Here is a 22782-nt window from a genome sequence, read left to right on the forward strand (position 1 = left end):
CGCTACGATCGTTGCCCACAGGTCAACGGTGGGAGCGATGTGCTGGAGCGGTACGAGGTCGAGACGTTCCTGACGCTCGCGGAGGAGCTGCACTTCGGCCGTACCGCCGAGCGGCTGACCGTCAGCACCGGTCGCGTCAGCCACATCGTGAAGAGGCTGGAGCGCCGGATCGGCGCACCGCTGTTCGCCCGTACCAGCCGGGTCGTCCAGCTCACCCCGATCGGCCGGCAACTCGCCGACGATCTGGCCCCGCTGGTCGCCGGCATGGACGAGGCCGTCCGCCGGGCGGTCGACGCGGGCCGAGGCGTCACCGGGAAGCTCCGGGTGGCGTTCCTCGGCGAGTGGACGGCACCGGTGCTGCTCCGGGCCGTGGCACTGTTCGGCGAACGGCATCCGGACTGTCGGGTGGAGGTGCACGAGGCACAGCTGTCCACCACCCGCTCCGGGCTGCTCGACGGCTCGACGGACGTGCTGATCGCCTCGTTCCCGTTCGACGGGATGGCCACCGGCCCGGCGTTGCTCTCCGAGGGTCGGGCGCTGGCGGTGGCGGCGGGTCACCCGCTCACCCGGGAACGGTCCGTGTCGCTGGAGGTGCTCGCCGACCATCCGGTGGTGCAGTACCCGGCGGTGACCTCGGTGGAGTTCAAGCGCGATCGCACTCCGGAGCGCACCCCGACCGGCCGCCCGGTACCGAAGGGGCCGGCCGGGAACACCTTCTCCGAGATGCTGTCGCTGGTCGCGCTGGGCCGAGGCGTACTGCCGGTGGGTGAGCACACGCGGCGCTACTACCCACGCCCCGACGTGGCGTACGTGCCCATCCACGACGCGCCACCGATCGAACGGGGGCCGGTCTGGCTGCCCAGCAACACCACCACCCGGGTACGCGAGTTCGTCCGCGCCGCGACCGACGCGAACGCGCCGTGAGGCACGGCGAGTTCCAGCATCCCCGCCTGGTCGAGGTCTACGACGCGGAGTGCCGGTGGGGGCCGGACGACGACTTCTTCCGGGCGGTGGTGGGTGAGACTCCGGCAGCCCGGGTGCTCGACCTCGGCTGCGGCACCGGCCGGTTGACCGTCGCCCTCGCCGCCGCCGGTCACACCGTCACCGGCGTCGACCCGGCCGGCGCGTCAGTGGCCGCCGCCCGCGCCCGTCCCGGTGGCGAGTCGGTGACCTGGGTCGAGGGCACCTCGGCAGTGCTGCCGAGCGGGGTGTTCGACGTGGCGGTGCTGACCAGCCACGTGGCGCAGTTCTTCGTGGACGACGCGGAGTGGGCGCGTACCCTCGCCGACCTGCGCCGTGCGCTCGTGCCCGGCGGCCGGTTGGTGTTCGACGCCCGCGACCCGGCGGACCGCCGCTGGGAGCTGTGGAACCCGGTGGATTCGCGGCGGCTGATCACCCTGCCGGGCGGCGGCGAGGTCCGCGCGTGGACCGCTGTCACCGGGGTACGCGCCGGAGTGGTCGACTTCACCCACCACTACCACTTCGCCGACGGCGAGCGGTTGGTCAGCTCGGCGACCCTGCGGTTCCGCACCGAGGCGGAGCTGCGTGAGTCTCTGACCAGGGCAGGTTTCGTGGTGGATCGTGTCTACGGCGGTTGGCGTCACGAGCCCGTCGGCCACGGCGACGGCGAGTTCGTGGTCCTCGCCCGGGCCGGCAGGCTGGCACCGGTTTTCTAGCCTGGGACGCATGGCGAACATCGCGTACGACCGCAAAGAGCAGGTCCAGCAGATCGAGAGTGGCCTCCTCGACGGTGAGCAGATCATCGCCGTCTACGACGCCGTCGGCACGGGCACCGGGTTCATCGGGCTGACCGACCGCCGCGTGATCATCCAGGACCGGTCCTTCGTCGGAAAGCGGTTCGCGATCACCAGCATCCCGTACTCGAAGATCACGAGCGTGAGCGTGGTCAGCAACAAGTCCTGGGGTGGGTCGTTCTTCTCCACCGGGTCGATCGCGATCCACGTCGGCACGCACACCTACGAGGTGGAGTTCCGTGGTGCGCAGAAGAGTCACCACGTGCACAACGTGATCCTGCACCACATCTCCTGACCTGACGTCCCGCTGCGGGCCCGGCCGGCGTAAATGCCTTGCCGGGCCCGCAGCGTCTCTGGTGTCCTCGGTCGACGGTCACGCGAAGGGAGCAGCGCCATGCCCGCTACGACGAAGTGCCTCCGACCCGACGTCAATCGCACCGAGGAATCGAGACTTCGTGAGCAGATCTGTTCCCCCGACCACGGCGCCGCCGCGCGCCACTGACACCACCTGCGGAGGCCGCTGATGTCGGTCTTCGACGATCCCGGCCTCTTCGGCCGGCTGTGGGCCGCCGACTACGACGGCCCAGGCAACCCCGACCCGATACCGGCGGTGGACTTCCTGGCCGACCTGGCCGACGGTGGTCCGGTACTCGAACTGGCGATCGGCACCGGCCGCGTCGCGCTTCCACTGGCCGAGCGTGGTCTCACCGTGCACGGCGTGGAGGCGTCCGAGGAGATGGTGGCCCAGTTGCGGGCCAAGCCCGGCGGCGACCGGATTCCGGTGGTCATCGCCGACATGGCCGACGTACCGGTGCCGGGTGAGTTCCGGCTGGCGTACCTCGTCTTCAACACGCTGTTCAACCTGGTCGACGCCGAGCGACAGGCGGACTGCTTCCGTAACGTCGCCCGGGTCCTGTCGCCCGGTGGCGCGTTCGTCATCGAGACGTTCGTGCCCGACCCGCGCAGCTTCGACTCCGACGAGCAGGTGCAGGTGTGGGACGTGGCCGAGGACTCCGCAACGATCCGGCTGCACTCCTACGACCGGCCGGCGCAGCGGTTCATCAGGCAGACCATCACCTTCGACAGTGATGGTGTGCACCTGAAGCCGTTCGCCATGCGGTACGCCTGGCCGCACCAGATCGACGCGATGGCGCAGCGGGCGGGGCTCCGGCTCACCGAACGGTACGCCGACTGGCAACGGCGACCGTTCCAGGCCGACAGCCCGTCGCACATCTCCGTCTACCGGGCGGAGTAGCGGTGTGATCGACTCGGGTTCCGGAAAGTCGGTGTGTCATCGCCACGACGACGCCGCGACTTCGAGGAACCCGAGTCGATCTCCTCCGACGACCCAGGACCGGCCCGGCAGTCGGGCTGCCGACAGCGGGCCGCGCCACTTCGCGTCACGAACCTAGAATCGCTCTCCCTGGGCCAGGTCACTCGATCGACCTCCGCCCGGCTCACGGTTGTTCGCCGCAGGGAGGGTGATGGCAGCGGAGACGAAAGGCAGCCGGGGTCGCTTCAAGATCTCCGTTTTCTTGAGCTATCCCAAGCCGTGCATGCGGGAGCAGGCCGTATTCATCGACCGGTTGTGCACGTACCTCGACTCTCGAGGGTTCGCCCCGCGCACCCTGGGCGTCACGGACTACGACATGGACGCCCCGCTGAAGGCGATCCGGCGGCTGATGTTGGAGTCGAACGGGCTCATCACGATCGCCCTGAGACGAACGTACATCGAGACGGGCAGCGGTAACTTCCGGACGAACCTCGCGGGCCTGAAGAGCTACCGGCTGGACGACACCTGGCTGACAAGCCCCTGGTCACACATCGAACCGGCGATGGCATACCAGCTCGGCCTGCCGATCCTTATCCTGCGCGAGAAGGACGTCCTTGAGGAGGGGCTGCTCCAGCAGGGCGTCGTCGGCATGTACATGCCCGAGTTCGACCTCGACGAGTCGATCGAGAACTACTTCGACTCGCCCGAGTGGAACGATCTGATCTTCAAGTGGGAGGCGCAGGTACGGGCCGTCGTGGACCGCAAGGGCCTGCCGCCACAGCTCTACTGAGCCGTGGAGTGAGGCGCCACCAAAGAGATGGCCGGGCGCCCCACCCTGACGATTCAGCCGTCACCGAGATCAGTGCCAGTCGCTGATCCGGACGTCGTCCGGCGCGGGCCTGCCGCGCCCCGTCTCGACGAGTTCCTTGAGGCTCATCAGGAACAGCGCCCACTTGGTGCTGCAGTGGTGCATGAACTCGACCGGCTCGCGCCAACCCTCGTGCGAGAACTGGACGATCGTGTACTCGCCGCGCTGGTCGAGACGCCAGTCGACCTCGGTGCCGATCCATTCCTCGGGGCCCTCGACAACCCGCCACCGCACCCGGCCGGCGGGATCCAGCTCCAGGACCTCCATGTCGAAGCCGCCGACGTCGCCGAACCGGAAGGTCAACTGCCCGCCGACCTCGCTCTTACCCACCGTGTCGGTGGTCCACCAGCCGGCGATTCCCTCCGGGGTCGCCAGCGCGCGGTAGACGTCGCCGAGCGGAGCGACGACACCCACCCGATGCAGAATGTCGATCATTCTCATTCTCCTTCGCTGTTGTGGCGGTCGCGTTCGATCGCCTCGGCGATCCGCTTGATCCGGCGCAGACGGGCGTCCCAGGTCGCGCCCACCGCCGACAGCTGGGCGACCGCGCGGGCGAGCTGCGCCTCGTCGACCTGGTAGTGACGCTCACGGCCGGCCGGCTCGCCGTGGATCAGCCCCACCCGATCCAGGACGGCCAGGTGTTTCGCGACGGCCTGGCGGGTGACGGGCAGCCGCCTGCTCAGCGACGTCGCAGTGCCCGGCCCGTCGGCGAGCAGAAGATCGATCATGGTACGACGGGTGGGGTCGCCGATCGCGGACCACAGCTCGTCGTCGACCGCCGTACTCACGGGGTGGCGACCAGCCGCGCGACGTACGTGCCCAGCCTGGGCATGTAGTGGTCCCAGCCGTTCTCGTGGTCGCGGTACTGCTCCTCCAGGACGGCGATCTCCCAGCCCATCTCGCGGAATCCGGTCTCGGTCATGCGGACCCGGGTGCCCGCACCGCTGGCTGCCAGGTCGAAGGTGACGAGCAACGCCTGCCCGTTCCGGCCCTCGTCGGTGAAGCACCACCGGAAGGAGAATCGTTTCGGCGGGTCGACCTCGACCACGGCGAGGGCGACGGTCGTCGTCTCGCCGGTGTCAGCGTTGCGCCAGACCAGCTCGCCCGGCGCGCCCGCGACCGACTCGAACCGCGCGTCGTCCGGCCACCACTCCCGCATGTGCTCCGGTCGGCTGACCACCTCGAAGACCACCTCGGGTGACGCGTCGACGTGGATGTCGCGTTCGATCGTTCCCTGTTCCATACCCTCACCCTTTCGCAACCTTTGGTTGCACTCAACCTACGACGACAGCCCCCCATTGCGCAACCTTTTGTTGCATGTCGTGGATTCGTCGTACCCGGGTCGGAGAATGCCGAGCATGTCTGAGACGACTCCGCACCAGCACCACGCCATCGACTACGTCGAGCTCACGGTGAAAGACCTCGCCGAGGCCAAGAGCTTCTACACCGAGGCGTTCGGCTGGCAGTTCAACGACTACGGCCCGGGGTACGCGGGCATCCGCAGCCCGCAGGGTGACTCCGAGGTCGGCGGTCTGCGCCTCGACGAGACCGTACGCGCCGGCGGTCCGCTGGTGCTGCTCTTCTCGGCCGACCTCGACCGGTCGGTGCGGGCGGTCAAGGACGCCGGCGGTCAGGTGGTCGACGGGCCGTACGAGTTCCCCGGTGGCCGGCGGTTCCACTTCACCGACCCCAGCGGCAACGAGCTGGGCGTCTGGGCCGAGCAGTAGGCCCCTGTCGTATGGTGGCCGGCCGGCTTGACCGGCCACCATACGATCCGCGCATGCGGCGTGCGGAGATGGACGGAGTCACGGTCTTCGAACACGATCTGCCGGGCGTGCTGGGCGCATCGTTGACCTTCGGCTGTGGCACCCGCGACGAGGCGCTCGACTCCATCGGCCTGAACCATCTGGTGCATCATCTGCTGGACCGGGCCGACCCGTACATCGCGGAGAAGTACGCGAACGACACCTGGGTGAACGAGACCTCGTTCGTCGCCGCCGGCACACCCGCGCAGATCGCGGAGCACTTCACCACCGTCTGCTCGACAATCACCCATCTTCCGCCGATGGACCTGCCCGACGCCGTCGCGGACGTCGACGCGGACGACCGGGACGTGTCCGACATCGACAAGGGCGTGCTCGACCCGTGGGGATCACTGCTCGCACGGCGGTTCGGGCCGCGCGGGCACGGCCTGGCGCGCTGGCCCGCCGTGGACTACCGGCTCTTCACGACCGACGAGATCAGACAGCATGTGGGCAGATTCTTCACCAGCGGCAACGCCGTTCTCGCCACCACCGCCGAAGCGCCTCCGGCGATGCGACTGCTACTGCCCGCCGGACCCCGCGTAGACCACGACACACGCCTCCTGAACCACCAGTCGGGCCCGGTCTGGTACGCCGACGAGGTGCACGGTGTCGCGCTGGTCGTCGGCTCCGCGCCCAGCGTGGAAGCCCTCCTGCTGATGTCCGCGCTGAAATCGCGCGTCGACCCGGCGGTGCAGCGGGCCGGGATCGCCCCGTTCGCCGAACTCATGGCCGAGGTCGTCGACGGCACACGGCACGAACTCGGCATCAGGATCAGCCCGACGAAAGCCAGGCGGTTCGACGCCGCGGCGGCGGCGGAACTGCTCTGGGCCGAGCTACGGAGACTGGTGCACGACGGGCTCGACCCGGCCGACATGGCCGACCTGGAGGCGACCCGGACCGCGCCCCTACCCGCGGCCCTCGTGCCGACGTACGACGCGATGGCCTGGATGCGGCCGATCCAAAAGCTCGAATCCGCTGTCCACTGGGAGTTGTTCGGCACCACCGAGCACTACCTCACGGATCCGCTCACCGAACCGGACGGGCTCTCTCCGGCAGCGACGCGGGACATCATGTCGGGCTGGCTCTCCTCCGCCATGATCGTCGTGCCATACGGATCGCGACCAGACCTTCCCGGCGTCGGCGACGCCTCCTGCCCCAGCACCCGTTTCGTGCCGGCAGGCGACGTGGTCCGGCCGGCCCTCAGGAAGCGGTTCGGCAACAAGGGCTCGATGGTGATCGGCACCGATGCCATATCCACGGTGGACGGCGAGGGCGACGTGCACACCGTCCCGCTGGCCCAGGCGCTCGTCGTCGAAGGCGACGACGCACTCTGGCTCGCCCACGTCGGCCACGGTTGCGTTACCACCATCTCGGACTTCACCCACGCAGCCGACAAGCTCCGGTCCGCGCTACCGCCACGACGGTTCCGCAGAGCGGCAGTGACCTGAGCCCGCAGGCGGGTTCCCAGCGGCCGTCACTGCCGCCGAGCGCGCAGCACACCGGTCAGCATCGGCAGGGCGAACTCGCCCTCGGCGGTTTCCGGCCTGCTCCCGAGGAAGGCGCGAACGCGGCCGAGCACGGCCTCCCGGTCCGGATCCGGCATGACCAGCATCCCCGCCCGGGTCGCGAGCGTGGCGACGAGAGAATCGGCGGTGCGGCGCTGCACGTGCGGAAACTCGGCCTGCTCCGACGCCCCGAGCCGGGCGACCGGACCGAGCAGGTCCGCTGTCGCCGTCGGCCAGGCACTCAACGTGTCACGCGGGCCGATGGCCGCGCTTCCGCTGACCCGTTCGAGGTCGGCAACCCAGTCGACCCGGTCGTCCATGACGTTCCACAGGCCGGCCAGGACGCCTCCGGGGGCGAGGACCCGGGTGATCTCCGGCCCCGCGACGGCCATGTCGAACCAGTGCAGGGCGTTGCCGGCCAACACGGCGTCGACTGACGCGTCCGGCAACGGGATGGCCTCGGCGCTACCCGGTAGCGCACGAACGGTCGGCAGTGCGCGGCGCAGCTCGGTGAGCATCGCCGGGTCGGGCTCGACCGCGACGACGTCCACGCCCACCGCGAGCAGTGTGGCGGACAGCTTGCCGGTACCGGCGCCGAGGTCGAGCACGCGCTGGCCGGGCGCGACCTCAAGCGCCCATCGCACCGCGGCCTGCGCGTAGTCCGGGCGGTGCTCGGCGTACGCGGCAGCCGCCGTGCCGAACGACGATCGCAGCAGCTGTCCCGTCATGGGCTCAACCTACCCCCGGTCACTGGACGTCGACTGCGACGATGACCGTCGTGAAGATCGTGCGGAGCTGGTGGCGAAGGCGCTACCCCGCCTACCTGCTCGGCATCGTGACCGGGATGGCCATGATGTGGCTGCCCCTGAAGACCTTCGATGACCAGGAAGCCTGGGCGACCCGGCTGCGGGCCGACGGCGTGCCCGTCCAGGCGGTCATCCACGAGACCGTGTACAAGGCCCGCAACAGCCGCACGATGCATCTGCGCTACCAGGTCGCCGGGGTGCCGCATCGGGCCGAGGTCGGCTGCTGGGAGGTCTGCCTCCCGGCCGACACGTCAGTGCGGATCTGGGTCGACCCCGATGACCCGGAGGACTTCGTGACCGATTTCGGGACGTTGAGCGGGCATCGCGGCCGACTGCAGGGCGTGGTCGGGGCGGCAGGTCTGGCCCTGTCCGGCACGATGCTGGCCGCCGCCGTCGGCCGCTTCCTCGGGCGACGACGGGACCGCCGACGACGCGACTGGCAGTCGCAGCAACGAGAACAGCGCCGACGACAGTTCCGCAACGGCGGAGGCGTGACGAAGCACAAGCCGAGCCGCCGCTGACCAGCCACCCCGACCACACGCCGGATGACTCGTCGGGTGTTCAGAGTCGGACGTCGAAGCGGACCAACCGGCTGACCTGCGGGAACAGGCTGGTTTCAGACGTTGAAGCGGAACTCCACGACGTCGCCGTCCTGCATGACGTACTCCTTGCCCTCGATGCGGACCTTGCCCGCCGCCTTGGCCGACGCCATCGAGCCGTGCTCGACCAGGTCGTGGTACGAGACCACCTCGGCCTTGATGAAGCCGCGCTGGAAGTCGCTGTGGATGACACCCGCGGCCTCCGGCGCGGTGGCGCCGATCGGGACGGTCCAGGCGCGTGCCTCCTTGGGGCCGGCCGTGAGGTACGTCTGGAGACCGAGGGTGCGGAAGCCGACGCGGACGAGTTGGTTGAGGCCGGGCTCGTTCTGGCCGATCGACTCCAGCAGCTCGCGGGCCTCCTCTTCGGGCAGGTCCACCAGCTCGGACTCGATCTTGGCGTCCATGAAGACGGCCTCGGCGGGCGCGACCAGGGCACGCAGTTCGTCGAGGAACGCCTCGTTGGCCAGTTCGGCCTCGTCGACGTTGAAGACGTACAGGAAGGGCTTGGTGGTGAGCAGGTGCAGCTCGCGCAGGTGCTCCAGCTCGATCTTGGCGGCGGCGGCCCCGGAGTAGAGCGTGGTGCCGCCGTCGAGCACCTCGATGGCGGCCTTCGCGGCGGCGACCGCGACGGCCCGGTCCTTGCGGAGCTTGGCTTCCTTCTCCAGCCGGGGCAGCGCCTTGTCCAGGGTCTGCAGGTCGGCGAGGATCAGCTCGGTGTTGATCGTCTCGATGTCGTCGGCCGGGGAGATCTTGCCGTCGACGTGCACCACGTTCGGGTCGGAGAAGGCCCGGACGACCTGGCAGATCGCCGAGGCGTCCCGGATGTTCGCCAGGAAGGCGTTGCCCCGGCCCTGCCCCTTCGATGCGCCGCGGACCAGGCCGGCGATGTCGACGAACGACACCGGGGCGGGCAGCACCTTCTGCGAGGAGAAGATCTCGGCCAGCTTGCCCAGTCGTTCGTCGGGAAGACCGACCACGCCGACGTTGGGCTCGATGGTGGCGAACGGGTAGTTCGCCGCCAGCACGTCGTTCTTGGTCAACGCGTTGAAAAGCGTGCTCTTGCCGACGTTGGGCAGGCCGACGATGCCGATGGAGAGACTCACGACCAGCCAGCTTACGCGGGTGCCGGTCGGGTCGACCCACGCGCCTCCGACTCGGCCCGACCGCCGCCGCTCAGCCGAGCAGGCGGGGGGCGATGACCGCCTCCCGGACGCTGCCGTCCGCACCGCGGCTGACCTCGTACGCCGAGACACCCTCGCGGTCCGCGATCGCCTCGACCAGCCGGGTGCCCCGGTAGACCAGGCCGACTCCGTCGTCGGTGCAGTGGCTGGTCGGCAGCGTCTCGTCACCGACCAGCTCGTGCATGAGTGGGCGGCGCTGGCCCTCGCTGTCGTAGTGCACCCCGTTGCCGTACGGCAGCCAGCCCAGGCCCTCGGTGAAGCCGCGCAGCCGGGGGCCGAAGCTGTCGGTGGCACCGCCGACGTGCCAGCAGATCGAGCCGGCGGAGACACCGGCCAGCACCACGCCGGCCTGCCAGCACTCGTGCAGGATCTCGTCGAGCCCGTGCACCCGCCAGACGGCGACCAGGTTCGCCACGCTGCCGCCGCCGACCCAGATCACGTCCTGAGCGAGCAGGTGGGCGCGGATGTCCTCGACGTTCGGCATCGGGAACAGGGCGAGGTGCGACAGCCGGAACCGGGTGTCGGCGAAGGCGCCGTAGACAGCGGTCAGCGAGGTGGGCTGGTCGCCGACGGCCTGCCCGAGGTAGCACACCCGCGGTTGCGGACCCGCCTCGGCCAGCTCGGCCGCCAGGTCGAAGACCGGGCCGGGGCGCATGTCGTAGGGGCCCCGGTCACCCCGGAAGAAGCCCATGCTGGTGGCGATGATGGTCGGCTCGCTGGCGGGCATCGGGACGTCCTTCCGTCGGGGCGGTGCGGCGTCCATCCTGCCTCAGCCGGCACACCCCGCAGGCCGCGACCGTGCCCCGACGGTCACCGGGACCCCTCCGGTCGGCGTTGGCGGGGCACCTCGACCTCGGGCCAGCAGGTGAGGGCCGGTCGGTCCGCCGGGGGTAGTTGCCCAGCGGCGGCGTGGGGAAGGGTGAACCGGTCGGCGGCGGCCGGGCCCGCCGAGGCCGACTCGCGCAGCATCCACCGCACCTCGTCGGCCGTCCAGCCCAACCCCGGCCGGTCGGCGATCTCCCGAACCAGCCGTCGGCCGACGCGGGTGTCGTCGTCGTAGAAGCGCATGCACCAGTGATGCGTCCACATCCCGAGCGCCCGTAGGCCCGCATCGTCGAGCGAACCAGCCAACCGGCCGCACGCGGTGTCGGAGAAGGCCCGCTCGGGGTCGCCCGCCCGGTCCCGTTCGATGGCGCCCACGGCGGCCGGCGCGACCGCCCGCATCCGTCGATAGAAGGACTGCACCACAGCGCGGGGCAACGGCGGGAACGCACCCGATGTCGACGCCGCCGCCCAACCCGCCACGCTCGCCATCCGCCGCACCCCTTCTTGAGTTGGTGGCCGGACGGTACCCGCCACGACCGACACTTCCGGTCGGGAGATCCCAGTCACCTTCCCGCCCGCGCTTCCGTACGGGGAGCCACGAACAGGACGTACCGGTCCACGGGATTTGTCGGGGGCGGTGTGCCCGCTCATCCTTGGGCCATGACCGATCCCGGACACCCGAGGCCCGAGCGGCGGGGACACCGATGACCACCGCCATGGCCCGGGTGCCCGACTCGCTGCGGGGGCAGATCGTCACACCCGGCGACCGCCGGTACGCGCAGCTGCGCTCGACGTACACCACCTCGGCGTCGCCGGCCGCCGTCCTGCTGCCGAAGACCACCGCGCAGGTGGTCGACGCACTGCGCTACGCGCGGGAGCAGCGGCTGCCCATCGCCGTACGCAGCGGCGGGCACGGCTTCTCCGGCGCCTCCTCCAACAACGGCGGCGTGGTCATCGACCTGTCCATGCTCAATCAGGTGCGGGTGCTGGACGAGCGGGCCGGGCTGGTCCGGGTCGAGGCCGGTGCCCGCTGGGCGAACGTGGCGAAGGCGCTGGCCCCGTACGGCCTGGTGATCAGCTCGGGCGACCACGGCGGTGTCGGTGTCGGCGGCCTGGCCACCGGCGGTGGTGTCGGCTGGCTGGTCCGCGCCCACGGCCTCACCGTCGACCGCGTCCGCGCGGTCGAGGTGGTCCTCGCCGACGGGACGCTGGTACGCGCCGACGCCGACCACGAACCGGAGCTGTTCTGGCTGGTCCGGGGCGCGGGAGCGGGAGCCGGGATCGTGGTGGCCTTCGAGATCGAGGCCGTCGAGCAGCGCAATGTCGGCGTGGCGCAACTGGTCGTCGAGGCGCGCCCGGACGGGGGCACCGTCCGGGAGTGGACGAGCTACCTCGCGCAGGCTCCACGGGAGCTGTCCGCAGCCGCCGTGGTGTACGCCGAGGGCCGCTCGGCCCTCATGTCCATCACCGCCGTGGTGGCCGCCGAGAGCCTGCGTCGGGCCCGACCCGCGGTGGAGCCGCTGCTCGCCATCGGCCGGGTGCTCGAACACCGGACCGACCTGCTGCCCTACCCGACACTGGTGCCGACCGCACACCTGCACCCGAACGTCGGGCAGCAGCGCGGCACGACGACCAACGGTCTGTTCCGCGACCTGGACGACGCGGGCGCGCGGGCCGTGATGCGAGCGGTGACCGGGCCGGGACGGGCGGTGGTGCAACTCCGCTCGCTGGGCGGGGCGGTCAACGACGTCCCCTCCGACGCGACCGCGTACCCGCATCGCCACCAGGACACGATGGTGGTCGCCTCGGTGTTCCCCCCGCAGGGCGCCGGGGCGTTGGACGCCGCCTGGCGGGCGATCGGCGCCCGCGCCGACGGGGCGTACGTCAACTTCGAGAGCCGACCCGGCCCGGCCGCGTTCGCCCGGATCTACCCGGGCGAGACCGGGGCCCGGGTGCGGCGGCTGTGGAAACGGTACGACCCGGACGGCGTGTTCCGCCCGGCCCTGCTGACCGGCCAGCCGCAACGCGCCACCCGGTCGGCCCGGTCCGCCCAGCCCACCGGGTCCGGCCAGCCGCACCGCCGCCGTCGACGCCCCCGTTGACAGCGGCCCCGCACAGCGACACACCCAGGTCCGATTCCCGCCAGCCGACGGTCCATCGGGCGGGGCATCATCGGGAGCATGGAGATGGACTTCGAGCGGTGCTACCGAGCCGTGGACAGCCGTGACCAGCGGTTCGACGGCTGGTTCTACACCGGCGTGACGTCCACCGGCATCTACTGCCGACCGTCCTGCCCAGCGATCACCCCGAAGCGACAGAACGTCCGGTTCTTCCCGTCGGCCGCCGCCGCGCAGGGCGCCGGATTGCGCGCCTGCCGCCGCTGCCGACCGGACGCCGCACCCGGCTCACCGCAGTGGGACATCCGCGCGGACGTGGTCGGCCGGGCGATGCGGTTGATCGCCGACGGGGTGGTCGACCGGGCGGGCGTACCGGGGCTGGCCTCGCGCCTCGGCTACACCGAGCGGCACCTGCACCGGATGCTGAGCGCCGAGATGGGCGCCGGTCCGCTCGCGCTGGCCCGGGCCCAACGGGCGCAGACCGCCCGCATCCTGATCGAGACGACCGACCTCGGGATGGCCGAGATCGCGTTCGCCGCGGGCTTCGGCAGCGTGCGGCAGTTCAACGACACGCTCCGCGAGGTGTACGCGAGCGCACCGTCGGACCTGCGGGCGGCCCGTGGTCGCCAGCAGGCGGCGATCGGGGCGGGGACCATCGCGCTGCGGCTCGCGTACCGCCCGCCGCTGCACGCCCAGGCGCTGCTGGACTTCCTCGCGGTGCGGGCGCTGCCCGGGGTGGACGAGGTTCGCGACGGGACGTACCACCGGGGTCTGCGGTTGCCGCACGGCACCGGCGAGGTGGCGCTGACCCCCGCGGACGGGCACGTGGCGGCGACGTTGCGGCTGACCGACCTGCGCGACCTGGCGCCCGCGGTGGCCAGGTGCCGTCGGCTGCTCGACCTGGACGCGGACCCGACCGCGATCGACGCGACAGTGGCCCCGGACCCGGCATTCGCTCCGGCGGTCGCCGCCGAACCCGGCGTCCGGGTCCCCCGCGCGGTGGACGGCTTCGAGATGGCCGTGCGCGCCATCGTCGGCCAACAGGTCTCGGTGAGAGCGGCAAAGAAGACCCTCACCCGCCTCCTCCTGACCCACCAGGTCGATCATGAGGTTGACGAGGCCAATGGAGATCGAATTCCAGGCCATCCCCATGATCAACCGGGTGGGGCGGCCGGGACGGGGCCGCTGCGGGGGTTTTTGAGCGCGGAGGAGCTGTTGGGTCTGCCGGACGCGGCGTTCGGGATGCCCGCGGCGCGGCGGGAGACCCTGCGGGGGTTGGCTCGGGCCGTCGTGGACGGGGCTCTGGACCTCGCGCCGGGCGTGGATCGCGAGGAGGCCGTGCGGCGGCTGCTCGCGCTGCCCGGCGTCGGCCCGTGGACCGCCGACTACCTGGCCATGCGCGCCCTCGGCGACCCGGACATCCTGCTCAGCACCGACCTCGCGGTCCGGCGCGGCGCCGCCGCGCTCGGCCTGCCCGACACCCGAAAGACCCTCGACGGGTACGCCGAGCGATGGCGTCCCTGGCGGTCCTACGCCACGATCAGACTCTGGAGAGCCGCATGAGCATCGACAGCACCGTCCTGACCACACCGACCGGCCCGTTGAGCATCCTCGCCGGCCCGGACGGCGACGTCCGGGCCGCCGGCTTCACGGCGGACCCGGCGACGCTGCTGCCCCTGGTCCACCCGACCCTGCGAGCGCCGCTACGACAGCGCGCCGACCTCGGCCCGGTGAGCGTCGCCGTGCGGTCCTACCTGGACGGTGACCTCGCCGCGATCGACGCGGTGCCGGTCCGTCAGGTCACCGGCGGCGAGTTCATGGCGCACGCCTGGCAGGTGCTGCGTGCGGTCCCGCCGGGCACCCCGGTCACCTACACCGGGTACGCGGCACTGGCCGGTCGACCACCGGCGGTGCGAGCCGCCGCGGCGGCCTGCGCCCGCAACGCGGCGGCGCTGTTCGTGCCCTGCCACCGGGTGCTCCGCACCGACGGGTCGCTCGGTGGCTACCGCTGGGGGCTGGACGTGAAGAGGTGGCTCCTCGGCCACGAACGGCGCTTGACAGCAAGCTGACAGAGGCATCGACACCTGTTAGACGCTACCGTCTGGTAGTGCCTGTGGAGAGCGACGGCGACCCGGCCGCCCGGGCCGCCGCGGGCACCCACCCCGTGCACAACCTCTGGCGGCTGCGCCCCTACCTGCGCCCGTACGCGCTCGAGTTCGCCTGGCTGCTCCTCGCCGGGCTGGCCGGCACGGCGGCCGGGATCGCCGTACCACTCGTGGTGCAGCGGGTGGTGGACGGCCCGGTGGCCCGGCACGAACCCGGCGGGCTCCTCCAGCTCGGCGGCCTGGCACTGCTGCTCGGCGTGGTCGAGGCGGTGCTCATCTTCATCCGCCGGTGGGTGCAGTCCTCCTCGGCGGTCGGCATGGAGGCGGCGCTGCGCGCCGACGTCTACGCCCACCTGCAACGGTTGCCGACGAGCTTCCACGACCGCTGGCAGTCCGGCCAGTTGCTCTCCCGGATCACCAGCGACCTGTCGGTGATCCGCCGGTTCCTCTCCTTCGGCGTGTTCTTCCTGGTGCTCAACCTGACCACCTACGTGGTCGTGGTCGTGCTGCTGATCAATCTGCACCCCCTGCTCGGGGTGCTGGTGGCGGCCAGTGCCGTGCCGCTGCTACTGATCAGCCGCCGGTTCGGTCGGCACTACCACGCCGCGTCCCGGCGGATGCAGGACCAGCAGGGCGACGTGGCGACCCTGGTCGAGGAGACCGCCCAGGGCCTGCGCACCATGAAGGCGTACGGCCGGGGGCCCGAACAGGCCACCCGCTTCGCCGGCGCCGCCCGGCGGCTGCACGACACCGGCGTCGGCAAGGGGCGGCTGCTGGCCAACACGTCGGCGCTGCTCGACCTGGTGCCCAACGTGACCCTGGGCGTGGTGCTGGTGGCCGGGGCGGCCGCCGCCGCGGAGGGCGCCCTCACCATCGGTGAGCTGGTCGCGTTCGTCAGCCTCCAGCTGATGCTCATCTGGCCGGTGCAGTCCCTGGGTTGGATCATCGCCAACGGTCAGGAGGCCGCCACCGCCGCCGACCGGATCCAGGAGGTGCTGGACACCCCACCGCAGATCGTGGACCGACCCGGCGCGCTCGCGCTGCCCCGCGACGCGGTCCACGGTCGACTCCGCTTCGAACGGGTCGCGTTCAGCTACCCGGGCGCCACCACACCGGTGCTCCGCGAGATCGACCTGACCATCGAACCGGGCGAGACGCTGGCCCTGGTGGGCGCCACCGGCTGCGGCAAGAGCACCCTGCTGTCCCTGGTGCCCCGGCTGCACGAGGTGACCGCCGGACGGATCACCCTGGACGGGCACGACCTGCGCGAGCTTCGGCTGGCATCGCTGCGCCGGCTGGTCGGCGTGGCGTTCGAGGAGCCCACGCTCTTCTCCATGTCGGTCCGGGAGAACCTCACCCTGGGTCGCCCGGACGCCGGCGACCACGACGTCCGGGCGGCCCTGGCGCTGGCCCAGGCGGACTTCGCGTACGACCTGCCGTGGGGGTTGGCCACCCGCGTGGGCGAGCAGGGGCTGTCCCTCTCCGGCGGGCAACGGCAACGGCTCGCGTTGGCGCGGGCGGTGCTCGGCCGGCCGGCGGTACTGGTGTTGGACGACCCGTTGTCCGCGCTCGACGTGCACACCGAGGCGCTGGTCGAGGCGGCGCTACGCCGGGTCCTGCGGGACAGCACCGCGCTGCTGGTGGTGCACCGGCCGTCGACCATCGCGCTGGCCGACCGGGTCGCCCTGCTCGAAGACGGGCGGATCACGGCGATCGGGCGGCACTCCGAGTTGCTCACCCGGGTGCCGGCGTACCGAGCGCTGCTCGCCGCCGAGCCGCGCGCCGGGCACGCGCCGCCGTCCGGCGCCGCCGGGTCGAGCCCGCCCGCTTCGGACGGCTGGGGGTTGGTGCACTCGTGACAGTGCCGACGCAGGCCGACCCCCCGGAGGAGGAGCCGGAGCTGACCCGCTGGCGGGGCACCGCCACCGACCCGGAGGCCGACCGGAGTCGCGCCGAGGACACCTCACCCGAGGCGGTGGCTCGACTGCGCGGGCTGAGCCGGGCCCTGCTGGCCGACCTGCTGCGCCCGCACCGGGGGCGACTCGCCGCCGCGGTCGGCCTGCTGCTGGTCCAGAACGCCGCGGCGATGGCCGGCCCGTACCTGGTCATGATCGGGATCGACCGGGCGATCACGCCGCTGCGCGCCGGCGACGCGGGCCCGCTGACGGCCGTCGCCGGGGCGTTCGCGGTGGCATCGGTGACCGAGTACGCGGCCCGCCGGGGATTCCTCACCCTCTCCTCGCGGATCGGCCAGGCCGTCCTGCTGGAGCTGCGGCAGCGGGTGTTCGGGCACTTCCTGCGCCTGTCGGTGGGTTTCCACGAGCGGTACACCTCCGGCCGGATGGTCTCCCGGCTCACCAGTGACCTGGACTCCATCGCCGAACTGGTCGACGGCGGCATCGACAGCCTGGTGCTGGCCGGGCTGTCGATCCTGTCGGTGGCCGCCATCCTGCTCTGGCTGGACCTGCCGCTGGCCGCCGTGACGCTCTTCGCCTTCCCGTTCCTGTTCTGGCTCTCCCGCTGGTTCGCCCGGTCGTCGGCCAGCGCGTACCGGCGGACCCGGGACGCGGTCGCGCTCGTCATCGTGCACTTCGTCGAATCCATGCGGGGCATCCGGGCGGTGCAGGCGTTCCGCCGGGAACCGCGCAACCAGCGGATCTTCGTGGCGCTCGGTGACGACTACCGGCGCTCCAGCCTGCACGCGTTCCGGCTGATCGCCACCTACTCGCCCGCGATCAAGCTGATCGGCAACGTGACCGTGGCGGTGGTGCTCGGCTACGGCGGTTGGCGGGTGCTCGGTGGGCAGACCGAGATCGGCGTGCTCGCCGCGTTCCTGCTCTACCTGCGCCGCTTCTTCGAGCCGATGCAGGAGCTGAGCCAGTTCTACAACTCGCTCCAATCTGCCACCGCCGCCCTGGAGAAGCTGGCCGGTGTGCTCGACGAACGACCGGCCGTCGCCGAGCCGGCTCGACCCACACCGTTGCCGACCGGGCCCGGGTGCGGCGAGGTGACCTTCCGGGCGGTCTCCTTCGGCTACCGGGCGGACACCCCGATCCTCGGCGGGCTGGAGCTGACCGTGCCGGCCGGGCAGACCGTGGCGCTGATCGGACCGACCGGCGCGGGCAAGTCGACGATCGCCAAACTGGTCGCCCGATTCCACGACCCGGACACCGGCACGGTCCGGCTCGATGGGGTGGACCTGCGCGACGTGAGCGACGCCGACCTGCGCCGGGCGGTGGTGCTGGTGACGCAGGAGAACCACCTCTTCAGCGGGACCGTCGCGGAGAACATCCGCTTCGGCCGTCCCGGCGCCGACGACGCCGAGGTCCAGGCCGCCGCCCGGGCGATCGGCGCGCACGACTTCATCGCCGCCCTCCCCGAGGGGTACGCCACCCAGGTGCACCGACGCGGCGGCCGGCTCTCCGCCGGGCAGCGGCAGCTCGTCGCGTTCGCCCGGGCCTTCCTCGCCGACCCGACGGTGCTCATCCTGGACGAGGCGACGTCGTCCCTGGACGTACCGACCGAGCGGTTGGTCCAGCAGGCACTCGGGACCATCCTGCGCGACCGCACCGCCCTGGTGATCGCGCACCGACTCTCCACCGTGGAGACCGCCGACCGGGTGCTCGTCCTCGACGACGGCACCGTCGTCGAGGACGGCCCACCCGACGTGCTGGCCGAGTCCGACGGCCGGTACGCGGCCCTGCACCGACAGTGGCGCGACTCGCTGATCTAGCCCTAACTACGTCGCCCGGCACCCGGCAGGTGCCTACGATCACAGGATGACCGATACGGCGAGGACGGCCCGCGCCGGCGTTCCCGAGCGTCCCACCCTGGACGGGCTCGAGGAGCGCTGGGCACGCCGCTGGCAGGAGGAGGGCACGTACGCGTTCGACCGCAGCAGGACGGCTGTTCCCGGTCGCGGCGCGGCATCAGACGCGCCGAGCGGGAATGGCCGCAGGGCCGACGTGTACTCCATCGACACGCCTCCGCCGACCGTATCGGGCGAACTCCACATGGGGCACGTCTTCTCGTACACGCACACCGACACCGTGGCGCGTTACCAGCGGATGCGCGGCAAGGCCGTCTTCTACCCGATGGGCTGGGACGACAACGGTCTGCCCACCGAGCGTCGCGTGCAGAACGTCTACGGGGTGCGCTGCGATCCGGCGCTGGCGTACGACCCGGTGTGGCGGCCACCGGCGGCCCCGGTCGACGACGCGGCCCGCCGGGACCCGACCCCGATCTCCCGGCGCAACTTCATCGAGCTGTGCGAACGGCTGACGGTCACCGACGAGCAGGTCTTCGAGGCGCTGTGGCGGCGGCTGGGGCTCTCGGTGGACTGGTCGTTGACGTACACGACGATCGGCCGGATCGCCCGGGCCACCAGCCAGCGGGCGTTCGTGCGCAACGTGCTCCGCGGTGAGGCGTACCAGGCGGAGGCGCCGACGCTGTGGGACGTCGGCTTCGCCACCGCCGTCGCTCAGGCCGAGTTGGAGGACCGGGAGCGTCCCGGCGCCTACCACCGGCTGCGGTTCACCGCGCCCGGCGGGCGTGAGGTGCTCATCGACACCACCCGTCCCGAGCTGTTGCCGGCCTGCGTGGCGCTGGTCTGCCACCCGGACGACGAGCGGTACGCCGACCTGGTGGGCGGCACCGCGCGCAGCCCGTTGTTCGACGTCGAGGTGCCGGTGTACGCGCACCCGCTCGCCGATCCCGGCAAGGGCACCGGTGTGGCGATGGTCTGCACGTTCGGCGACCTGACCGACGTGACGTGGTGGCGTGAGCTGGGGCTGGCCACGCGGGTGGTGATGGGCCGGGACGGTCGGCTGCTCCCCGAGCCACCGGCGGGGGTGCCGGCGCAGCCGTACGCGGCGCTGGCCGGGCAGACCGTCAACGGCGCCCGCCGGGAGATCGTGAGCATGCTGGCCGACGCGGGTGACCTGATCGGCGAGCCGCGCCCGATCACCCACCCGGTGAAGTTCTACGAGCGCGGCGACCGGCCACTGGAGATCGTGTCGACTCGACAGTGGTATCTGCGCAACGGTGGCCGGGATGCCGAGCTGCGGGCGACGCTGCTGGCCCGGGGCGGTGAGCTGCACTGGGTGCCGGCGCACATGAAGCACCGCTACGACAACTGGGTCGGCGGCCTGACCGGTGACTGGCTGGTCAGCCGGCAGCGCTTCTTCGGCGTGCCGGTGCCGGTGTGGTACCGGCTCGACGACGCTGGCGAGCCGGACTGGTCCCACCCTCTCACGCCGGACGAGTCCGCGCTGCCGGTTGACCCGTCCAGTGATCCGGCGCCCGGCTACGACGAGTCGCAGCGCGGCTATCCGGGTGGCTTCATCGGTGACCCGGACGTGCTGGACACCTGGGCCACGTCCTCGTTGACCCCGCAGATCGTCGGCGGGTGGGAGACGGACCCGGACCTGTTCGCCCAGATCTTCCCGATGGACCTCCGGCCACAGGGGCAGGAGATCATCCGGACCTGGCTGTTCGACACCGTGGTCCGTTCGCACTTCGAGCACGGGGTGCTGCCCTGGCGGGACACCGTGCTCTCGGGGTGGATCCTCGACCCGGACCGGAAGAAGATGGCCAAGTCCAAGGGCAACGTGGTCACGCCGTCGGCGCTGTTGGAGCAGCACGGCTCGGACGCGGTGCGCTACTGGGCGGCCAGCGGCAAACCCGGCACCGACCTGGCCTTCGACCCCGCGCAGATCAAGATCGGTCGGCGGTTGGCGACCAAACTGCTCAACGCGTCCAAGTTCGCGCTCGGGCTGGGCGCGGCGGACGCGTTGCGTGCCCCGTACGGCAACTCCAGCTCGGCGCGTCCGACGCCACGCCGCGACCTGGAGCTGCCGACCACCGCCCCACTGGACCGGGCGATGCTCGCCGAACTGGCGACCGTGGTCGACACCGCGGGCGCCGCCTTCGACGCGTACGACCACACTGCCGCGTTGCAGGCGACCGAGGCGTTCTTCTGGCGGTTCTGCGACGACTACATCGAGTTGGTCAAGGAACGCGCGTACGGCACCGACGCGGCGGCCGACTCGGCGCGGGCGGCGCTCGCCACGGCGCTCTCGGTGCAGCTACGGCTGTTCGCCCCGGTGCTGCCGTACGTGACCGAGGAGATCTGGTCGTGGTGGCGGTACGGCTCGGTGCACCGTGCTCCGTGGCCGACCACCCACGAGGTGGCCCGGACCATCGAAGGGTCGGGTGACCCGGCGCTGCTGCGGCTGGCCGGTGACGCGTTGAGCCAGGTCCGGCGGGCCAAGTCGGAGCGCAAGCTGTCGATGAGGGCGGAGGTGCCGCTGGCCGAGGCGCTTGGCCCGGCGGCGCTCCTGGAGCAGCTCACACTGGTCGCCGACGACCTGCGGGCGGCCGGCCGGATCGCCAAACTCGACCTGCTCCCCGACCGCACCCCGGAACTCGTCATCGCCTGCGCGTTCTGACCCGCGTCCGCCGCCGCCCCCCTCGCGCGGCGGCGGACGCGCGGTGTCACCAGCCGCGCAGGAAACGCAGCCCGAGCAGGAACGCGACCACCGAGGGCCCGACCAGCAGGGTGATCGCCTGGAGGCGGTAGGGCATCCGGTGCCGGGTCAGTTCACCCGCGTTGCCGAGCACGATGACCCCGGCCAGCATCAGGAACGCACCCCACCAGCCGGCCCTGAGGTGGATCAGGTCCACCCGGATCAGTTGCAGGGTCAGGCCGAGCAACGCGCCGGTCAGGGCGAGCAGGGCCACCGCCCGGTGCAGGCCACGAACCAGGGGGTGGGCCGCCCGCCAGCCGTAGGTGCCGGCGACCGCCAGGCAGGGCAGTACCACCATCAGCGGCCAGCCCCGCCCCATCACGCCGAACATCAGCAGCGCGCCCACCGCGAACCCCATCGCGCCGACGCAGGCGAGCATGTACCCGGCGAAGGCCCGGCCGCCGCCCCGGGCCAGCAACGGCCCACCGCTGGCCGCGAGCAACGCGGTCGGGATCAGGATGAACACGGCCCACCAGTGGAACCGGCCGCTGCCCTGGGCTGCCGTGGCGACCGTGGCGCAGGCCAGCCCGGCGACGGCCAGGCTGGTCAGCCACGGCCGACTGCTCCGGGAGTACGGCTCAGCCAACGACGTCTGCTCCGCTTCGACGCTCACACCCGACAGCCTGGCTCGTCGTGGCCCGCTCGGTCCATCCGGCCAGCCCTACCGCGAGGAGGGGGCTGGCCGGAACGGCGATTCGCACCGGTGTCAGCTCGTCTCGCCGGCCACGCTGAACGAGCGCAGGCGGTCGATGGCCAACACCGTGAAGCCGACGCTGACCAACACGGTCATCACCGACGCCACCGGCACCGACACGCTGGTCTCCAGCAGCCCGGTGGGGGCGAGCCGGTCGGCGAGCGCGATCACGTACTGCTGGATGGAGAGCACCTTGGTGCCGCTGACGAAGTTGCCCAGCAGGCCCTCCCAGATCAGCACGTAGACCAGGCCGAGCAGCACCGGCCGCCGGGTGACCAGGCTGAGCGCGAGGAACAGCGCCGAGTACGCCAGCGCGCCGAGCGCCGCCGCGACCGCCAACGCCAGTCCGAGGCGTACCGAAGCGGCCAGCACGCCCGCGACGTAGAGCGGCACCGCGACGGTGAGCGCGGTGATCCCGGCGGCCACCGCGAGTTTCGGCAGCACGATCTGCCAACGCGGAAGCGGTTTGGTCAGGATGTGCACCACCGTGCCGTCGTCGATCTCGGCGCCCAGCACACCGGTTCCGATGATCAGCGCAACCACCGGCAGCACCACGGCCAGCCCGAGGCCGACCAGCACCGGAGGCCCCCACTGACGGGGGTCCACGCCCAGGGACCGGCACAGCACGGCCAGCCCGAGCAGGACCAACGGCAGCGGGAGCAGCAGCAGGAACCGACGGCGGCCGAACAGCCCACGGGCGGTGATCCAGGTGATCGTCGACAT

At 71.6% G+C, this 22782-nt stretch carries 23 protein-coding genes; 14 read left to right on the forward strand and 9 right to left on the reverse strand.

The window, feature by feature from the left end:
* Positions 1-39 precede the first annotated feature (39 nt).
* The 5 genes from O7616_RS00750 to O7616_RS00770 all read left to right on the forward strand — a co-directional run bounded on the left by O7616_RS00750 (position 40) and on the right by O7616_RS00770 (position 3817).
* Complete coding sequence (locus O7616_RS00750) at positions 40-924, forward strand: LysR family transcriptional regulator (protein ID WP_282305227.1); 885 nt, start codon at positions 40-42, stop codon at positions 922-924.
* Positions 921-1676: a class I SAM-dependent methyltransferase gene (locus O7616_RS00755; protein WP_282305228.1), complete on the forward strand. Its 756-nt coding sequence runs from the start codon at positions 921-923 to the stop codon at positions 1674-1676. The genes O7616_RS00750 and O7616_RS00755 overlap by 4 nt, the downstream gene beginning before the upstream one ends.
* A gap of 10 nt (positions 1677-1686) precedes the next feature.
* Positions 1687-2049, forward strand: coding sequence for a PH domain-containing protein (locus O7616_RS00760; RefSeq protein ID WP_282256748.1), 363 nt, complete (start codon positions 1687-1689; stop codon positions 2047-2049).
* A 228-nt stretch (positions 2050-2277) separates the two neighbouring features.
* On the forward strand, positions 2278-3009 hold the full coding sequence (locus O7616_RS00765; protein ID WP_282305229.1) for a class I SAM-dependent methyltransferase: 732 nt from the start codon (positions 2278-2280) through the stop codon (positions 3007-3009).
* Positions 3010-3238: 229 nt separating this feature from the next.
* Complete coding sequence (locus O7616_RS00770) at positions 3239-3817, forward strand: hypothetical protein (protein ID WP_282305230.1); 579 nt, start codon at positions 3239-3241, stop codon at positions 3815-3817.
* A 69-nt stretch (positions 3818-3886) separates the two neighbouring features.
* Here O7616_RS00770 and O7616_RS00775 read toward each other — a convergent pair whose 3' ends face one another.
* The 3 genes from O7616_RS00775 to O7616_RS00785 are packed head-to-tail and all read right to left on the reverse strand — an operon-like array spanning position 3887 to position 5138.
* Positions 3887-4330, reverse strand: coding sequence for an SRPBCC domain-containing protein (locus O7616_RS00775; protein WP_282305231.1), 444 nt, complete (start codon positions 4328-4330; stop codon positions 3887-3889).
* 2 nt (positions 4331-4332) lie between these two features.
* Entirely contained in the window at positions 4333-4683 is a 351-nt protein-coding gene (locus tag O7616_RS00780; protein WP_282305232.1) for a metalloregulator ArsR/SmtB family transcription factor, read from the reverse strand.
* Entirely contained in the window at positions 4680-5138 is a 459-nt protein-coding gene (locus O7616_RS00785) for an SRPBCC domain-containing protein (protein ID WP_282305234.1), read from the reverse strand. Before O7616_RS00785 ends, O7616_RS00780 begins: the two co-directional genes overlap by 4 nt.
* Before the next feature lie 115 nt (positions 5139-5253).
* Here O7616_RS00785 and O7616_RS00790 point away from each other — a divergent pair, with 115 nt between their 5' ends.
* Positions 5254-5622 carry a VOC family protein gene (locus O7616_RS00790; protein WP_282305235.1) on the forward strand — a complete coding sequence of 123 codons (369 nt, stop codon included), beginning with the start codon at positions 5254-5256 and terminating at the stop codon, positions 5620-5622.
* A gap of 53 nt (positions 5623-5675) precedes the next feature.
* Positions 5676-7148 carry a hypothetical protein gene (locus tag O7616_RS00795; RefSeq protein WP_282305236.1) on the forward strand — a complete coding sequence of 491 codons (1473 nt, stop codon included), beginning with the start codon at positions 5676-5678 and terminating at the stop codon, positions 7146-7148.
* A gap of 26 nt (positions 7149-7174) precedes the next feature.
* Here O7616_RS00795 and O7616_RS00800 read toward each other — a convergent pair whose 3' ends face one another.
* On the reverse strand, positions 7175-7933 hold the full coding sequence (locus tag O7616_RS00800; protein ID WP_282305237.1) for a class I SAM-dependent methyltransferase: 759 nt from the start codon (positions 7931-7933) through the stop codon (positions 7175-7177).
* Positions 7934-7974: 41 nt separating this feature from the next.
* Between O7616_RS00800 and O7616_RS00805 the strand changes: the two genes are divergently transcribed.
* On the forward strand, positions 7975-8532 hold the full coding sequence (locus O7616_RS00805; protein ID WP_282305238.1) for a DUF3592 domain-containing protein: 558 nt from the start codon (positions 7975-7977) through the stop codon (positions 8530-8532).
* Positions 8533-8627: 95 nt separating this feature from the next.
* On the opposite strand, the gene ychF is transcribed toward O7616_RS00805, so the two are convergent.
* The 3 genes from ychF to O7616_RS00820 form a co-directional block, all read right to left on the reverse strand.
* Positions 8628-9713, reverse strand: a complete 1086-nt coding sequence (ychF, locus tag O7616_RS00810; protein WP_282264588.1) for a redox-regulated ATPase YchF — start codon at positions 9711-9713, stop codon at positions 8628-8630.
* A gap of 70 nt (positions 9714-9783) precedes the next feature.
* The gene (locus tag O7616_RS00815; RefSeq protein WP_282305239.1) at positions 9784-10518 is read right to left on the reverse strand and encodes a peptidase E; all 735 of its coding nucleotides are present in this window, start codon (positions 10516-10518) and stop codon (positions 9784-9786) included.
* Positions 10519-10601: 83 nt separating this feature from the next.
* A complete protein-coding gene (locus tag O7616_RS00820; RefSeq protein WP_282305240.1) occupies positions 10602-11105 on the reverse strand; it encodes a hypothetical protein in 504 nt (167 codons plus the stop codon).
* Positions 11106-11320: 215 nt separating this feature from the next.
* Here O7616_RS00820 and O7616_RS00825 point away from each other — a divergent pair, with 215 nt between their 5' ends.
* The 6 genes from O7616_RS00825 to valS all read left to right on the forward strand — a co-directional run bounded on the left by O7616_RS00825 (position 11321) and on the right by valS (position 21287).
* Positions 11321-12718 carry an FAD-dependent oxidoreductase gene (locus O7616_RS00825; RefSeq protein WP_282305241.1) on the forward strand — a complete coding sequence of 466 codons (1398 nt, stop codon included), beginning with the start codon at positions 11321-11323 and terminating at the stop codon, positions 12716-12718.
* A gap of 78 nt (positions 12719-12796) precedes the next feature.
* Positions 12797-14296 (forward strand): DNA-3-methyladenine glycosylase 2, encoded by a 1500-nt coding sequence (locus tag O7616_RS00830; RefSeq protein ID WP_282305243.1) that lies wholly within the window; start codon positions 12797-12799, stop codon positions 14294-14296.
* Positions 14293-14802 carry a methylated-DNA--[protein]-cysteine S-methyltransferase gene (locus tag O7616_RS00835; RefSeq protein WP_282264583.1) on the forward strand — a complete coding sequence of 170 codons (510 nt, stop codon included), beginning with the start codon at positions 14293-14295 and terminating at the stop codon, positions 14800-14802. The genes O7616_RS00830 and O7616_RS00835 overlap by 4 nt, the downstream gene beginning before the upstream one ends.
* A gap of 38 nt (positions 14803-14840) precedes the next feature.
* Positions 14841-16697 (forward strand): ABC transporter ATP-binding protein, encoded by a 1857-nt coding sequence (locus tag O7616_RS00840; protein ID WP_282305244.1) that lies wholly within the window; start codon positions 14841-14843, stop codon positions 16695-16697.
* On the forward strand, positions 16694-18571 hold the full coding sequence (locus O7616_RS00845; protein ID WP_282305245.1) for an ABC transporter ATP-binding protein: 1878 nt from the start codon (positions 16694-16696) through the stop codon (positions 18569-18571). The genes O7616_RS00840 and O7616_RS00845 overlap by 4 nt, the downstream gene beginning before the upstream one ends.
* Positions 18572-18617: 46 nt before the next feature.
* On the forward strand, positions 18618-21287 hold the full coding sequence (gene valS / locus O7616_RS00850) for a valine--tRNA ligase (RefSeq protein ID WP_282305246.1): 2670 nt from the start codon (positions 18618-18620) through the stop codon (positions 21285-21287).
* A 46-nt stretch (positions 21288-21333) separates the two neighbouring features.
* Here valS and O7616_RS00855 read toward each other — a convergent pair whose 3' ends face one another.
* Together O7616_RS00855 and O7616_RS00860 are read right to left on the reverse strand one after the other, a co-directional pair.
* Positions 21334-21978 (reverse strand): hypothetical protein, encoded by a 645-nt coding sequence (locus O7616_RS00855; protein WP_282264579.1) that lies wholly within the window; start codon positions 21976-21978, stop codon positions 21334-21336.
* 93 nt (positions 21979-22071) lie between these two features.
* The gene (locus O7616_RS00860; RefSeq protein ID WP_282264578.1) at positions 22072-22782 is read right to left on the reverse strand and encodes an ABC transporter permease subunit; all 711 of its coding nucleotides are present in this window, start codon (positions 22780-22782) and stop codon (positions 22072-22074) included.

Origin of the sequence: Micromonospora sp. WMMD964 (assembly GCF_029581455.1) — a bacterium.
Classification (GTDB): domain Bacteria; phylum Actinomycetota; class Actinomycetes; order Mycobacteriales; family Micromonosporaceae; genus Micromonospora.

Excerpts from the sequence above, each read along its gene's own strand:
- O7616_RS00760 (WP_282256748.1), top strand. The coding sequence starts at position 1,687 with ATGGCGAACATCGCGTACGACCGCAAAGAGCAGGTCCAGCAGATCGAG.
- O7616_RS00765 (WP_282305229.1), top strand. The coding sequence starts at position 2,278 with ATGTCGGTCTTCGACGATCCCGGCCTCTTCGGCCGGCTGTGGGCCGCC.
- O7616_RS00770 (WP_282305230.1), top strand. The coding sequence starts at position 3,239 with ATGGCAGCGGAGACGAAAGGCAGCCGGGGTCGCTTCAAGATCTCCGTT.
- O7616_RS00775 (WP_282305231.1), bottom strand. The coding sequence starts at position 4,330 with ATGATCGACATTCTGCATCGGGTGGGTGTCGTCGCTCCGCTCGGCGAC.
- O7616_RS00785 (WP_282305234.1), bottom strand. The coding sequence starts at position 5,138 with ATGGAACAGGGAACGATCGAACGCGACATCCACGTCGACGCGTCACCC.
- O7616_RS00790 (WP_282305235.1), top strand. The coding sequence starts at position 5,254 with ATGTCTGAGACGACTCCGCACCAGCACCACGCCATCGACTACGTCGAG.
- O7616_RS00795 (WP_282305236.1), top strand. The coding sequence starts at position 5,676 with ATGCGGCGTGCGGAGATGGACGGAGTCACGGTCTTCGAACACGATCTG.
- O7616_RS00800 (WP_282305237.1), bottom strand. The coding sequence starts at position 7,933 with ATGACGGGACAGCTGCTGCGATCGTCGTTCGGCACGGCGGCTGCCGCG.
- O7616_RS00805 (WP_282305238.1), top strand. The coding sequence starts at position 7,975 with ATGACCGTCGTGAAGATCGTGCGGAGCTGGTGGCGAAGGCGCTACCCC.
- O7616_RS00815 (WP_282305239.1), bottom strand. The coding sequence starts at position 10,518 with ATGCCCGCCAGCGAGCCGACCATCATCGCCACCAGCATGGGCTTCTTC.
- O7616_RS00820 (WP_282305240.1), bottom strand. The coding sequence starts at position 11,105 with ATGGCGAGCGTGGCGGGTTGGGCGGCGGCGTCGACATCGGGTGCGTTC.
- O7616_RS00825 (WP_282305241.1), top strand. The coding sequence starts at position 11,321 with ATGACCACCGCCATGGCCCGGGTGCCCGACTCGCTGCGGGGGCAGATC.
- O7616_RS00830 (WP_282305243.1), top strand. The coding sequence starts at position 12,797 with ATGGAGATGGACTTCGAGCGGTGCTACCGAGCCGTGGACAGCCGTGAC.
- O7616_RS00835 (WP_282264583.1), top strand. The coding sequence starts at position 14,293 with ATGAGCATCGACAGCACCGTCCTGACCACACCGACCGGCCCGTTGAGC.
- valS (WP_282305246.1), top strand. The coding sequence starts at position 18,618 with ATGACCGATACGGCGAGGACGGCCCGCGCCGGCGTTCCCGAGCGTCCC.
- O7616_RS00860 (WP_282264578.1), bottom strand. The coding sequence starts at position 22,782 with ATGTCGACGATCACCTGGATCACCGCCCGTGGGCTGTTCGGCCGCCGT.